The following is a 13,638-nucleotide window of genomic DNA, read 5'->3' on the forward strand; positions in this document are numbered from 1 at the left end:
CAGCAGGCTCTCCTGGTTCACGCGCGGCGTCCGGCGCATTGTCAGGCTCCTCCAGTTCCGCAAACCAATGCCGCCATTATGGGCATCCGGATGAAACTGATGGGTGGTGAGCTCCCTCCCGTCGCTGGGGAGCGATATGTTTGTGGAAAAAATCAATTTTCCGAGCAGCGCGGAAACAGCCAAAACAAAAGCGGAAATACACATTGAGTGGGTCACGACGAGAAACGAGTCCATTCGACTGGACAGGTTGCGGGAAATTATCGCTCCAGCCGCAAAACTCGCTGCGGCACCCAAGGCCGCCATTTGCCCGAGAGTGCTATGGGTCAGCACGTGATAGGACGATATTGTTGGGATGGAGGGACTATAGAGGGACGCGCCCACGCCGATTCCGCCAAGCAAAAGCCCAAGAACGGTAAGAGCGTTCCAGTGTTCCCTTGGCGGGAAAATCGCGCTCATGGCGAATGTCACCAGAGGCGCCGCGCCCATCATGAATGCAAGATTGATACTCGTCGTCAAATGGCCGGCAACAGAAAGGAGGGTAAACGGCACCACCTGACCGACCAATGCAAGACAGGCCAGACGGCGCCACGCCCATCCTCCGTAATGAACTGTCCTTTTTCTGGTGAACGCAAGAACTGACAATGCCGCCGCAGCAATGAACGTTCGTTCTACAGAAATGGAAAACGAGCTTAGGTCGACAGATAAGACCTTTATCAGAACAAACGATCCACCCCACAGGGCCGATATGAAAAACAATGCGGCGTATTGCATGTCTACTCTACATCTGCAGGAAATGATTCTCTGGTATCATCGCGACATTCGTTGACCGCATTGCACAATCCGATGATCTGGCCATCTATGTGATCGGACGTCGCGCAGACAAAACAAAAAAAAGCCGGCACGTCCAGATAAAATATATGCATAACTCATCCGAAAAAATATCAGAAGAATAAAAATGAAAAAGAAACATCGGGCAGAATTGCAATTATGCGTAGTCTTGTTCCAGGATTTGAAAGGTAACTGCTCACGTGGTTGGAGGTTCGGTTCAGGCAGACTTCGCGCCCGCCACGATACGTCACCGTCTCATCCGCTCGTCACCCAGGTTCAGCCAGAGATCGTTTTGGCAACACAAACAGCGCCATCATATTGAGCACAAAATGCAGAGCAATGACCAGATAGAGACCGAATCCCGCACCAAGGATAAGACTAAATATGACGGCCAGGCAGAAGGTCGATAATACGCCGCGTGCCCCCTGATACCAGTGCATGCAGCCAAAGACGATTGCCGAGGCAATAATGGCGAACATCGCATTATGAGTGATATTGAATAACAAAGACGGGAAAGCCCCTCGGAACATAATCTCTTCAGAAATGGCGGCATTGATAATAAGCGCTATCACATAGACGGATTCAGTACCGTCGCGTGGCCGAAGTGTAGAGACAGCTTCCGTCGTATAGAATTTCTTTCCCTTCCGCGTCCTGGATACAAATAACAATATAGCAAGTCCCATGCAGAAGCCGAAACCAAGGGGTAGCAACTGCGCTTGGTCGATGCTGACATTTTGCTTCAGGATGGCAAAAGCAACGTCGTAAGGATGGTAAATCGAGTAGATTCCACCATGGAAATTACGATCATGCGTCAGTCCCATAAAATAAATAATCAGAATGCCAAGAACGCCAAAGCACAGGATCGAAGTTGCAAGCCAAACCCTATAAATTTTCACCCTCCTATGGGGTGACGAATCTTTGAGTTTCCGAAATGATCGGCTGCCCTGATCTGCCACGAAGGCAAAAACCACCATCAGCAGCGCCGCAATTGCGTCTAAATACAAATTTTTATCCTCCTGCTTTTAATCCCGTCTTGGCGCGGCGAACAAAAGTAAGTCTTCATGGATAGGCTGCATTATGCAAGAACAACAGGAATTTTCACGCCGCATAGGCCGGGCCGGCGCAGCCCATGCGGCGTGAAACGCTAGGTCTCCGGCTTCCCGATCAGCCAGCACGCACAATTCCCGCCACTCCGGGCAAACCTGCCCGTCGCCACCCAATCTGCCGCAATTTCGTTGTCCCTGACGGCGGTGACGTGGATGGCGTGCAAATAAAGAGCGGCGACCTGATTCGGGAACGGCGAGCGCCGTAGCGAGACCCTGCTCACACGTTTGGGAGATGTTGACGAGCCAGACCCGGCGAAAGGCCGGGAGTATGATAGATCTGTATCTCATTTAACATACATGCTACGATCCGGGTCTCCAGGGAGGACCGATCATGGCCACGCAAACCTCGATGCTGCATGTTCGCATAGACGACCGCCTCAAGGCGGAAGCGACGGAAAAACTGGCCGATCTCGGCCTGACCATCTCGGACGCCGTGCGTATCCTGCTGACGCGGGTTGTAAAAGACGGCGGCCTGCCGCCGGGCCTGACCGCCGATCCCGAGACTTATGACGCATGGTTTCGTACCAAGGTCCATGAGGCGCTGGCGGATACGCGCCCGTCTGTTCCGCACCGGCAGGTGATGGACGATGCGCAGGCCCTGATCGACCGGAAGCGTCGCGGCCGTGCGGGTGCTTGAATGGCGCCCAAGCGCGAACGCGGCGGATGCGGCGGCGGGCTGGATCGACGCCACGCTGGACGCAGGCGACGCGGTCCCGTCTCCGCGCACGCTGGATACGGTCCGCAGGCTTCCCGAATATGCCGGATGGGCGGTGGGGTTCGTGACCATTGACCCGGCCATGCTGGATGACCGCGTGGAACGGGCCAACATCTCCCTGCCGCGCGGGGTTCTAAAGCGGCTGGACGCACCGGCGTTCGCCCTGGCCAGCCCGCTGCGCCCATCCGGCTCCCGGCCGCGCGGGGGCCATGCGACGCGCCTACCGATTGACGTCGACAGCCACGCGTCCCGGCACCGTCGAATCCGGCCGCTCCGGAGAGGTTGCCCGCGGGCGGCGACGCTCCAGCTCCGCGCGAATCTCGCGGATGCTCTGCGGATCGATCGCCGAGCCGAATGCGTCGTTCTGACGCACGAGCGATTCAAGCCGCGCCAGGATGCCGCGCCTGGTCCAGGGAAGACGAAGCAGCTCCTCGACAAGATCGGGTTCGCTCCACGGAATGTCCTCGGCCGCAAGCTCCCACTTGTCCACGTCGCTCCCGGTGAAGCGGAGGCATTGCGGGAAGAACGCAATCCTCTCGGAATGGTCCGGGCGATTGTCGGGTGCAAGCACATCCAGGCCGGCGGCAGCGCACAGCCGCGTTGCGAGGTCGGCGCCATGCGCCCGGATATGACCCAGTTGCGTCGACCGCGGGTTCATCTCGATCAGCAAACAGCGCCCCGTACCGTCTTCCATGATGAAATCGAGCCCGAAGAACCCGGACAGGCCCAGATGTTCCGCGGCTATGGAAGCGGCGGCCTCGATTTGCGGATTGCCGATCAACCGCAGGAACGTAGACGCTCCCACGCGGCCTTGCGTTGAAAGAACCTCGGCCGTAACGATCCCGCACAGCCGCCCTTGCCAGGCCGCAGCCATGCATGTCACCTGGATTCCGCGAATATGCGTTTGCGCCATGACGTTGCGCGTCTTCCGTCGAAGAAATCGCGCAAGCGTGAAGGGATCGCGGTCGACAAGCAGGAGGCGGAGAGTCTTGTGAAAGGCGAGCGGGGCGGACAATTCCCGGTACGCTTCTTCGGCCTCGGCGACGGTATCGGCGATAAGAACCCCCGAGCCGCCCCAACTCTCTTCGGCCTTGATGACCCAGGGAGGTGCCTGCGTCGCGCACCAATTCCGCACATCGCGCACCGAGAGCAGCTCCGCTCCCGAAGGCGTGAAGACGCCCCTGCTTCGCATGGCTTCCAGGAAGGGATAACGGGTCCCGCTTATGCCATAGCCAAGGGGCGAGCCAAGTGACCGTTCGATCACATCACGTATCTTTTGACCGGTAGCAACATCAAATGACCGCGATTTTGCATGGAGCGAATGGATATGGCCTATGGCGCGGTCATCCATTGGTACAAGCAGAAACGGCTCGAAAGATCCTATGGACGCCACCAGTGATCCAAGCGGGTCCCATGCGGAATAAGTCAGGCTCCCTCTTACGAATTTGAGCCTGCGGAGCGGATTGCCGGCCGGACTGAGACTATATACGGCCGCCCCGGCGCGTCCGAATGCCATGGCGAGATAGGCCGTCGACGGCCACCAGGTTGTGGTAACTATAAGGACCCTGAATTCAGCCATTTCCGCTGGTGCAAGCCTCCGAAGAATGGTCCGAAGCGTTCGTTATGAAAGGCGCTTTGCGTAAGCAGGGGATCGTGACAACATTTGTAACGTAAGCAGGGGGTCGTGGAAAACATTTGTAACATGACGGCCGCCGGGTTTAGAAGGGCGCAGGGCGGATGCCACGGTTGCGGATCTGTGCCGCAAGCACGGGATCGGCGACGCGACCTCCTGCACGTGGCGATCGAAACACAGCGGGATGGAGGTATCGGAAGCGCGGCGGCTCAAGACTCTGGAAAGAGAGAATACGAGAGAATACGAAGCTGAAGCGACTCCTGGCGGAGAGCGTCATGGACATTTCGTCTCGCACTGGTCGCCGACATCTCGTTGTCAAGCGAACGGCTCCGCCGTGAACGCGACCGGATTGGGGATGATCGACATAATGGTTAAGTGGACAGACTTCGTTATAGTGGGGGCCGGCCCGTATGGATTGTCGCTTGCGGCCCATCTGTCGGTTCGCGGCGTAGACTTCCAGATCTTTGGCTCACCGATGGCGGTCTGGCGAAGCCATATGCCGAGCGGCATGCATCTCAAGTCCGAGGGTTTTGCCTCCGATATATTCGATCCGCTCAGGCTGAATCGTCTTCGGGACTTCTGCAGGCGCCACGGTCATGCCTATGCGGATGTGGGTGTGCCCATCCCGGTTGAAGTATTCCATGCGTACGGGCGGGAGTTTCAGCAGCGGCTGCTGCCGGATCTGGACACGCGGCACGTCGCCAGGATCACGGCAAGCCAGGGGGGCTTCCTCCTTCGCCTGGATGACGGCGAAATCATCCGGGCGCGGCGCGTTGTCATCGCCGTCGGAATAACGCATTACGCCTATCTCCCGCCGGAGCTTCGGGGACTGCCGCCGCAATTCGTTTCCCACACGTCTGAATCACGAGGGATGAAGGATCCCGCCGGGCGCAAGATCCTGGTCCTCGGCGGCGGCTCGTCGGCCGTGGACTCGGCGGGGCTGCTGCATCAAGCAGGCGCCGACGTGGAGATCGTGACCCGGCGCCCCAAGATCTGGTTCAACCACCCGCCGGATCACAAGCGTGGGCTAGAGTTGGCCTATGCGAGGCTTCTCAAGCCGCGCTCGGGACTTGGCCTTGGGTGGCGGTCCCGCATGGCGTCGGATCTCCCGACGGTCTTTCACCGGATGCCGGAGCCTTTCCGCCTGCGCGTCACGCGCGGGCATCTGGGACCTGCCGCCGGATGGGTCAGCCGCACGCTGGTGGAAGGCAAGGTGCCTATCCGGATCAACCTCGCCCTGAAGCATGCGCTGGTGCGGGGGGAGAAGGTCGCCGTCACCTTCGTCAAGCCTGACGGCGGCGAAGAGGAAATGGTTGCGGACCATGTTGTCGCGGGAACCGGCTACAGGGTCGATATCAATCGCCTGGACTTCCTGGACGAGACAATCCGCGCCCGGATCTCCGAGATACAGAATACGCCCCGGCTGACACGATTCTTCGAATCGTCGGTGCCCGGCCTCTATTTTGTGGGACCGTCGGCGGCCAACAGTTTTGGCCCGCTGCTCCGGTTCGCATGGGGGGCCAAATTCACGTCGAAGCATTTGACGCGGCATTTCGCACGATAGAGCGACGAGCGTTTCCCACCCGAAACGTGAAGAGTCCGTCGATGGACCAGAAAGCGGTGGTGCTAGAGCATCATCCGACCGGACGGGCGCATCCGGTCGGATAAAGATGCTCGTTAAAACAACGAGCTATCCCATCTTATTCACGGGGTTGGTCGGGACTGGTGGCGGGTATCGCATAAGCTTTTGATTGGGTTTACGAATTGAGTGTCAAAACCATCCGTTTCTCCGATCGCGCCGAGCCACACCCGCCATGCCGAATGGCTCTATGACGCCCTCTACTGTGCCCGTGGACAGGCCGAAAACCTGATCAAGCTTCACAAGGGCCAACTGGCATCCGACCGCACAAGCTGTCGATCGCCACTGGCCAACCAGGTCCGTCTGGTGCTGAACACCGCCGCATACTGGCTGATGCTCACCCTGCGAGACGCCATCCCAGCCCCACAGCCGCTCGCCTCGGCCGAATTCACAAGGTCGACACACCCCCACGACGGTTCTACCTACACCTGTCGCTAATTTTCCTTGACGACAGATGTAGCCATTGTGTTCTCTGTCTCGACGACACAAAGGAATCTGCAGAATGGAGCCAACAATTGGGCGGCAAGAGCTTGCCCTACTTCAGGACATCGAGGAGCACGATCCCGCAACAGTAGGCGAGGTGTTCAGCCGCTTTGGCCGCACGCAGTCGATTGCACGCTCGACCGTCCTGACCATGATGGAGCGACTTCGTGCAAAGGGCTATTTGACGCGGACTCGCAGAGGTCATGCTTACCAATATGCAGTGGTAACCCGAACCGCGGATGCCCGCCGCTCCAGCATCGCCCAGTTCGTGGAGCGCACTCTCGGAGGCTCCATTGCGCCACTCTGCGCGTTCATGGCCGAACGCGGCAGTATTACCCCTGATGAGCGGGCTTCCCTCGAAGAATTGCTTCGTCACCTCGACGATGGAACGGGAGAGAAAGAATGATCGCGCTGGCTCACCATTTGATCGAGGCATCTGTTCAATCGGCACTCGTGGTGATCGTGCTGGCGCTAGGTTGGCGATGGGTTCCGCGTGCTGCGCCTCATGTCTGGGCCGCCCTTTGGCTGTGGGCTCTTGCGCTCAGCTTGCTTGCACTTTTCCTGTCGCCAATCAGGCTGCACCTGCTCCCAAGCGTTCCGGTCGCCCCCATTATGCCAGTCGACTTCCCGGCCGCCGTGCGTGAGAGGGTCGCTTCGACCTATCCTGCCGAAGCCGGGCATCCCCAAGGCGGTAATGTTTGGGCAACAGCATTGGCGACCATCTGGGTTGTCGGAGTTTTAGCGAAGCTCCTCGTCGCGACCCAGGAGTATGCCCGTGTGCGGGACTTACTTTCGGCCGCGACCAAGAGTAAGCGCCACGCCACACTGTACGCCTCCTTGGGCCACAAGCATGGTGTCTCGCGTCTGCCACAAATTGTTGTAAGTGGCGATGCGGTTACGCCCTTCGTCACCGGACTTTTCTCTCCAGTCATCGTATTGCCAACCAGGCAGATATTGTCCGAAAGCGATATAAGCCTCCTGTTGGGCCATGAACTGGCGCATGTAGCACGGCGGGATCTACAGTTCGGCTTGATTGCGCTCCTGGCCGACATCGTGTTCTGGTTCCATCCTGGCATACGCTACGCAGTCTGCGCTTATCGGGACGCGCGTGAAATGGCGTGTGATACGCGTGTCTTGGCGCGCCAGGCCGTGCCCGCCCACCGATATGGCGCGATGTTACTGCAACTTGGTGTAGAGGCGCCGGGAATTTATGGCATCGCGGCCGCATCAAGACAGTTTAAAGTGCTAAAGACACGGCTCCATGGCCTTAAAAATCAGTACACGACGACCGGATCGCGCTTTGCAAGCATGCTCGTCCTGCCGATGGTCGTGATCTGTCTACCATGGAGACTAATGGCCGCGTCCCCAAGCAATACGCTAGATTCGCCCCCATTGACATCCCCCCCCGCGTACGCCGTCATTACGCAAACTACGCGCGGCCATCATTCCGAAGTTAACTCTCAAACCCTGGAACAAAGTAACAGGATCGCGGCATTATCGGCTCGTTATCCGAATATGTTCTGGCTAGATACCGGAACAACGCGCTTCCTCTTCACCGACGCGGAAACCATCACTCAGGCTGGGACACTCATCGCGCCAGGACGTCAACGCTGGCAACGATATAGCCAGGATATGGCTCGTTATTGGTCCGTGCATGGGCCGCTGATCGGCTTGAACACGCGCTTGAAGCTCCTCGATCAGCGTCAGGCTCAAATCGGTTCGACGACCTCAGATGCTGGACGAGCAGAACTGACACAAATCGCAACTGAACGTGAGAAGATAGAACACGTTCGTGAGGGCTACATTGAGCGCGAGGCCGTGTTATCCGCCGAACGTGAGCGTGCGGAACATGATGCGCGGCAGCAGGAAATCGCGATCGAAGCGCAACTCCTTACGCTAGCACATTCTGCCTCATCACACGGTTTGGCGGTGCCCGACCCGGCACAATAAACTGGCCAGGCAGCAACGGCTCTTAATTTCAATATCGCCGCGTGCGCCGACGGACCGATAATCCAGGTGCCCCGCCCGGATTGGAGGGAAACGGACTGACCGAGACCAGGCTGGCCATTATCGGCTGCGTCGATGTTTTCTTGCCCTTTTTTTCTTTATGCACTTATGTCGACGGAGCAATGAGGTGAGAAACGCCGTCATTGAATCCAAACGGTTCACGCGTCCTGATCTGATTTCTTCAGCCCCTGCGGGGGGAGGAGGGGCTAGCGTTTCGGAGGAAGGCAAGGGTTAACGCCGCCGTTTGAAGTTCAAAACGTGGGTCCTGTAAGCGCTGAAGAGCTCAGGCGGGCAAACAACCGACGCATCTCCGACGAGGGTTAAGGGTTTCGGAATTAGATAAATGATTATGTATTGAATACTTAGTGGTTTTTGATAATAATATTACATGCTGGTGAAGGTTTGTTTGTACGGAGGAGTTGACCATGTTAATGCTAGAGATTTCTTCGCACTCCTTTCGTAATTTGTTGCGCCTTATACGCAACAGACCGGCTTTCGTCGCGCTTAATGTCGGAAATCTTGCTCTTGGGCTCACGACGTTTCTTGTGCTGCTCAGCATCTCCCGCTCCGAGTTCGTGTTCGATCGGTGGATCCCGGCGCAACAAGGCGTGTTCCGCGTCGATGCAGTGTATGGGAAGCATGGCCAAAATGCATCTGAATTTCCCAATGCGCCATACCGTCTATTTGATGAACTGAAAGCCTCGCTTCCCGAAATCGTATCAGCGAGTCGCTACGCGCCAGAGTCTGCGGTGGCGACCCTACATGGTGTGCTGGTCGCGCAGGACGTACAGTTTGTGGATCCGGATTTCCTTAATGTAGTAAGGCTTCCGCTGGGAACGGGTGAGGCAGGAGGTCTCTCCCGGCCTGACGGTGCAATCCTGTCAGATAAGATCGCACGGCAATATTTCGGCTCTGCGCGCGCTGCGATAGGACAGATATTGAACCTAAATATCGAGCAACACACAATGCGTTTTACCGTGCGGGGTGTGCTGGCGCCTATCCCGGCCGCCACTACCATCCGCCCTGACATTTTGCTCGCTATGCCGACATGGGTACAAGAGCTCCAGACGTTTCAGCAATGGGGCATGACGGCCGGTAAGCTATATGTACGCGTGCTTGGGACAGAAAGTCCCGCCGAACTTGCCGCTAATTTGCGCGGGTTCATAAGTGCCCATGCTGGTAGCTTTCTCAAAATCGGCGGTGGATTAGATGTTGTTCCGGTCGCGCTTGCTGACCAACATGGCCACGACGATCAGATCACGCGCCATGGAGCTGGCCGGGATGCGGCGCTAGCTCTAGGTGGTATCGGTACGCTCGCGTTGTGTGCGGCCGTCATCAATGCGGTTAATCTTCTGACCGCACAGGCATTTTTGCGAGGACGCGAGATCGCTGTGCGCAAGACGCTGGGGGCAACGTCCTCTCGGGTAGCGGTCGAGTGCCTCATCGAGGCAACAGCGCTTGTAGCAATGGCGGGTGTGCCAGCTCTATCGTTAGCCGAATTCGCGATGCCCGCAGTTGATGCGTTGGGCGGGTGGTCCGCCGCCCTGGGGTATGGCTGGATGCTGGGTCTGACCGCACTGGTGATCGTGCCAACGGGGTTACTGGCTGGCTTTTATCCTGCGGTTGTACTAGCGCGCGTGCGCACGGCAACGATGCTGGCCGCTTCCCGATCGCCTGGGATCGGCCGCACGGGGGCTTCGGTCAGGACAATATTGGTGGGGTTCCAATTTGCGTTCGCTGTCAGCTTGAGTATTTGCGCTCTCGTGGTGCTGGCACAATCGCGGTTCGAGACGACTGCCAGCCTAGGTTTCGCCCGTAACGGCATTGTTAGCATTGGTGCGCTTGATGCTGTTCCAAAGCAAGCGCGCCAGCCGATGCTCGATGCGATTCGCGCTATTCCAGGCGTTGTGAGCGTGACGACCGGGTGGTCGCTACCCGGCGACGGTGGCTTTGCCAGTGGCGGTAGCGTCAGTCGGGCCGATACGCCCGATCGCCGCGTCGACATTTCTTGGCAAGAAACGGGCGGGCATTATGCGGAAACAATGGGGATCGAGGTACTGGCGGGCCGCACGCTCGATGCGGCGCACGGCCTTGATGACACACCAGATAAAGAAGCACCGCCCGGAATGGCGCAGAACGTTATGATCGACGCGAACCTAGCGGCGAAACTCGGCTATGCCAGCCCGCATGCCGCATTGGGGGCGCGGCTCAAATTCGGAAACGACAGTCCGCGTCCGTTGGTTGTGGTTGGTGTTCTGGACAATGTCCGGTTTGCGTCCTCCCGTGGCACGCCCGAGCCTACCATCTATCTCTATCAATCAAGGCCCTATGACTATGCCTCGGGCTTGGTTCGGATCGAAGGGCGCCCGATACGGGATGTCATTACGGATTTAGGGCAGGTCTGGCATGGACATGCACCGGGACTAGTGTTCGAGGCCCAGACGGTCGAAGCAATGATGGCGGATGCCGCGACCCCGGAGCGGGCCTTAGCCCGCCTTATGGTGATCGGGTCAGGCGTGGCGGTCGCAATCTCGGCGATGGGGGCTTACGGGTTGGCGTCCTTCGACGTGGCGCGACGCCGGTTCGAAATCGGTCTGCGCCGCACGCTTGGCGCTACGACCAGTCAGGTTCTGCGGCTGATGTTGGGCCGGTTTTTACGCCCAATCTGGCCCGCCTGCGCAGTCGGCTCGGCATTGGCGGGATTGCTGATGTGCAACTGGCTGGCCGGATTTAACCTACGGATCGCGTTATCCCCATTGCCATTTTTACTCTGCTCGACAACGGCCGTCGCCCTGTGTGTGCTGACGGTGGGGTGGCATACGTGGCGCCTAGTGAGGCTGCCACCAGCGTCGACGCTGCGAGAAGAGTGAGCTAGGGTCAAGACTCTTTAAGGCATTCAGAAGATAACGGTTGTCGCGAGGCAGATGGCTGAGAAGAGTGTACGGGCGCAGCGGTCCTAACGCGTTGTGATGCGACGCCAGTCATTGAGTTTTCCGAAGAGATTCTCGACCCTGTGGTGCCGTCCATGAGCCTATCGGTGATTTTGTGCGGGGCCATAGAGTCGGGCTGGGAGGTCCATTGAGATGGCGGTTGACAAAGACGTTCTGACCCGCTGCTTGCAGGGCGTGATCCGCTCGTGTTCTTCGATGCAAGCCAGGTCAACATCCGAGGCGAAGGCTTCAAGGCCATCTATAGGGTAACCGGTCGCTCTAGCAGGTGGCCATAGCGCATCCTCCTCCTGACGACTCAGGATAAATGATGCACCATCACTCTCCGGGACTAAACACCTAGAAAGCGGCGGTGCTAGAGCATCATCCGACCGGATGGACTCATCCGGTCGGATAAAGATGCTCGTTAAAACAAAGAGCTAGAGCCATATCCGTGAACCAGTGTGAATGGATATGGCTCTAGCCCCTGTACCGGCCTCGGTTATTGAGACACTGCGTTGGAGCCTAAGCGGCGAAAGCCGCGCTGGATTTGAAGTCGGGGAACATGGGCTCGATGCCCCATCATGCGCTGTAATACAGTGTTGTCAGGTAGCTGGGGATGTCGGACATCGCAATGATCCACGGCTCGGCATGGCCGGGCGCGTTGATGATGCCAATATTGGTGACAATACGTCGATGGGTGAGCGCGACGTCGGTCAGGCAGGGACGCTTGTCAGTGACATGTTCGGCCAGGGACAGTCGATTGATAACTCATTGCTTGGCTGCCGATCGCCTATCGATCATACTCTTTCCATGCTGCCCGAGAGCCTTCGAACAACAAGGCATGCGCTGCGCCCGATCTCCAGGGGAGATGCGGAAGAAATATTTCACGGCTATGCGCAGGATTCCGAAGTCTCTCGGTATACGATGTGGACTCCGCATAAGAATTTAACCGAAACCGAAAAATTTGTTGATGGCTGCCTCGCCACATCTCCTGATCTGGCACGCACCTATGCGATTTGCGATCAGGCCGGAGGCTTTCGCGGCCTTTTCGGCCTGCGTCACGTAAAGCCTTATCATATTGAATTCGGCTATGTTTTGGCACATCGATGGTGGCGGCAGGGCATTATGACGGAAGTCCTGACAGAAGCGGTAAACGCACTCCTGGCACAGGACACCTGCTTCAGGATCAGCGGCGTTTGCGACGTGGATAATATCGGGTCGGCACGCGTCATGGAAAAAGCAGGGCTGCTCCGCGAAGGCGTGCTGCGGCGATGGATTATTCATCCCAATATCAGCAGCCAGCCCCGAGACTGCCTCTTGTACGCAAAAGTTAAATAAACCAACCACGTAACGACATACTATCAATTCTGCCTCGTCCGAACCCTACGCGCCCACCGTCGAGCGTGGGCATGCGCCGATCACAGGCAACTCGGGGGCCGTCACGCCGGCTGTGATCCGGCTCTTTCATGCACATGTTGTGCGCACGACATCGTGCGCGGACCCAAGACCGCAACGCGCGGCCATGTTTCCGCGCCCATCCGCCAGGCCACGACAGCGGGGCAGGGGATGCGCCCGTTCCGGAAAAATGCCGGTCTTCCACGGTCTCCCATAACGAACGAAGGCCGCTGTTCTCCCGGCGCCGGCACCAGGTGCCGCCAGCATAACTCCCCCCCACGCACCACCGGCCGTCTCGCACGCTGCCCGACAGCATCCCCGCTACCACCGACACGGACGCGTGATCCGGCGAAAAAGCGAAGGATTTTAATGAACCGCCCGCGACAGGCCACGTTCACCCCCCACGTCCGATCTCACGTCTGACCCGTCGAACGTCCGTCATTTCCTGGTCACGTCAACCCCAACGGTGCTGGCCATGTCGGAATTCTGCACGCAGCATCCGCTTCTGTCCTACACGATCGCCATCGTGATCCTGCTGTCCGCCATGCTGGCGCTCGGCGCCGCGACAGGTATGCGCCGGGTCGGGGCGGCGCGCGGGCGGTCGATGGACGTGCCGTTCGAATCCGGCATGCTGCCGGTGGGCTCGGCCCATCTGCGCGTGCCCATCCATTATTACCTGGTCGCGATGGTCTTCGTCATCTTCGACGTGGAATCGGTCTTCCTGTTCGCCTGGGCGCCGGTCTCGGTGGCGGCCGGCTGGCGCGGCTATTGCGCCGTGCTCGTCTTCATCCTCTTCCTGTTCGGTGCCCTGGCCTATCTGTGGCGCTGGGGCGGGCTGGACTGGGGCCCCAAACCCCGCCGCATCGCGCCGCGCCATGCGGGGCCGGCGGCAGGCACGGGGG

10 protein-coding genes and 3 pseudogenes are annotated in these 13,638 nt (G+C 58.5%); 10 read left to right on the forward strand and 3 right to left on the reverse strand.

Annotation, left to right across the window (positions count from 1 at the left end):
• Both HUK84_RS04665 and HUK84_RS04670 read right to left on the reverse strand, forming a co-directional pair.
• A partial coding sequence (locus HUK84_RS04665) for a DMT family transporter (RefSeq protein ID WP_176639223.1) occupies positions 1 to 771 on the reverse strand: 771 nt, incomplete at its 3' end.
• A gap of 323 nt (positions 772 to 1,094) precedes the next feature.
• Entirely contained in the window at positions 1,095 to 1,832 is a 738-nt protein-coding gene (locus HUK84_RS04670; protein ID WP_176639224.1) for a CPBP family intramembrane glutamic endopeptidase, read from the reverse strand.
• 433 nt (positions 1,833 to 2,265) lie between these two features.
• On the opposite strand from HUK84_RS04670, the gene HUK84_RS04675 reads away from it, so the two are divergent.
• On the forward strand, positions 2,266 to 2,571 hold the full coding sequence (locus tag HUK84_RS04675) for a type II toxin-antitoxin system RelB/DinJ family antitoxin (RefSeq protein ID WP_176639225.1): 306 nt from the start codon (positions 2,266 to 2,268) through the stop codon (positions 2,569 to 2,571).
• A pseudogene (locus tag HUK84_RS23500) lies at positions 2,564 to 2,794 on the forward strand (type II toxin-antitoxin system HicB family antitoxin); the annotation flags it as partial. The gene HUK84_RS04675 and the pseudogene HUK84_RS23500, both read left to right, overlap by 8 nt.
• A gap of 75 nt (positions 2,795 to 2,869) precedes the next feature.
• On the opposite strand, the gene HUK84_RS04685 reads toward HUK84_RS23500, so the two are convergent.
• Positions 2,870 to 4,000: an ATP-grasp domain-containing protein gene (locus HUK84_RS04685; protein ID WP_218064216.1), complete on the reverse strand. Its 1,131-nt coding sequence runs from the start codon at positions 3,998 to 4,000 to the stop codon at positions 2,870 to 2,872.
• A 400-nt stretch (positions 4,001 to 4,400) separates the two neighbouring features.
• Here HUK84_RS04685 and HUK84_RS04690 point away from each other — a divergent pair.
• The 8 genes and pseudogenes from HUK84_RS04690 to HUK84_RS04725 form a co-directional block, all read left to right on the forward strand.
• Positions 4,401 to 4,572: pseudogene (locus HUK84_RS04690) on the forward strand (transposase); the annotation flags it as partial.
• 44 nt (positions 4,573 to 4,616) lie between these two features.
• Positions 4,617 to 5,846: an NAD(P)-binding domain-containing protein gene (locus tag HUK84_RS04695; protein ID WP_317135235.1), complete on the forward strand. Its 1,230-nt coding sequence runs from the start codon at positions 4,617 to 4,619 to the stop codon at positions 5,844 to 5,846.
• A 252-nt stretch (positions 5,847 to 6,098) separates the two neighbouring features.
• A pseudogene (locus HUK84_RS04700) lies at positions 6,099 to 6,311 on the forward strand (transposase); the annotation flags it as partial.
• A gap of 112 nt (positions 6,312 to 6,423) precedes the next feature.
• On the forward strand, positions 6,424 to 6,810 hold the full coding sequence (locus HUK84_RS04705) for a BlaI/MecI/CopY family transcriptional regulator (protein ID WP_176639227.1): 387 nt from the start codon (positions 6,424 to 6,426) through the stop codon (positions 6,808 to 6,810).
• Positions 6,807 to 8,354, forward strand: coding sequence for a M56 family metallopeptidase (locus HUK84_RS04710; RefSeq protein WP_176639228.1), 1,548 nt, complete (start codon positions 6,807 to 6,809; stop codon positions 8,352 to 8,354). Before HUK84_RS04705 ends, HUK84_RS04710 begins: the two co-directional genes overlap by 4 nt.
• Positions 8,355 to 8,836: 482 nt before the next feature.
• On the forward strand, positions 8,837 to 11,281 hold the full coding sequence (locus HUK84_RS04715) for an ABC transporter permease (RefSeq protein ID WP_176639229.1): 2,445 nt from the start codon (positions 8,837 to 8,839) through the stop codon (positions 11,279 to 11,281).
• Positions 11,282 to 11,989: 708 nt separating this feature from the next.
• Entirely contained in the window at positions 11,990 to 12,679 is a 690-nt protein-coding gene (locus tag HUK84_RS04720) for a GNAT family N-acetyltransferase (protein ID WP_176639230.1), read from the forward strand.
• Between the two features lie 532 nt (positions 12,680 to 13,211).
• The coding region (locus tag HUK84_RS04725) for an NADH-quinone oxidoreductase subunit A (protein WP_176639231.1) at positions 13,212 to 13,638 on the forward strand (427 nt) is incomplete at its 3' end.

The organism is Nguyenibacter vanlangensis (genome assembly GCF_013376155.1).
In the GTDB taxonomy this organism is placed as follows: domain Bacteria; phylum Pseudomonadota; class Alphaproteobacteria; order Acetobacterales; family Acetobacteraceae; genus Gluconacetobacter; species Gluconacetobacter vanlangensis.

Coding starts and splice junctions, on each gene's coding strand:
- HUK84_RS04675 (WP_176639225.1), top strand. CDS start 2,266: ATGGCCACGCAAACCTCGATGCTGCATGTTCGCATAGACGACCGCCTC.
- HUK84_RS04705 (WP_176639227.1), top strand. CDS start 6,424: ATGGAGCCAACAATTGGGCGGCAAGAGCTTGCCCTACTTCAGGACATC.
- HUK84_RS04685 (WP_218064216.1), bottom strand. CDS start 4,000: ATGGATGACCGCGCCATAGGCCATATCCATTCGCTCCATGCAAAATCG.
- HUK84_RS04720 (WP_176639230.1), top strand. CDS start 11,990: ATGGCCGGGCGCGTTGATGATGCCAATATTGGTGACAATACGTCGATG.
- HUK84_RS04715 (WP_176639229.1), top strand. CDS start 8,837: ATGTTAATGCTAGAGATTTCTTCGCACTCCTTTCGTAATTTGTTGCGC.
- HUK84_RS04710 (WP_176639228.1), top strand. CDS start 6,807: ATGATCGCGCTGGCTCACCATTTGATCGAGGCATCTGTTCAATCGGCA.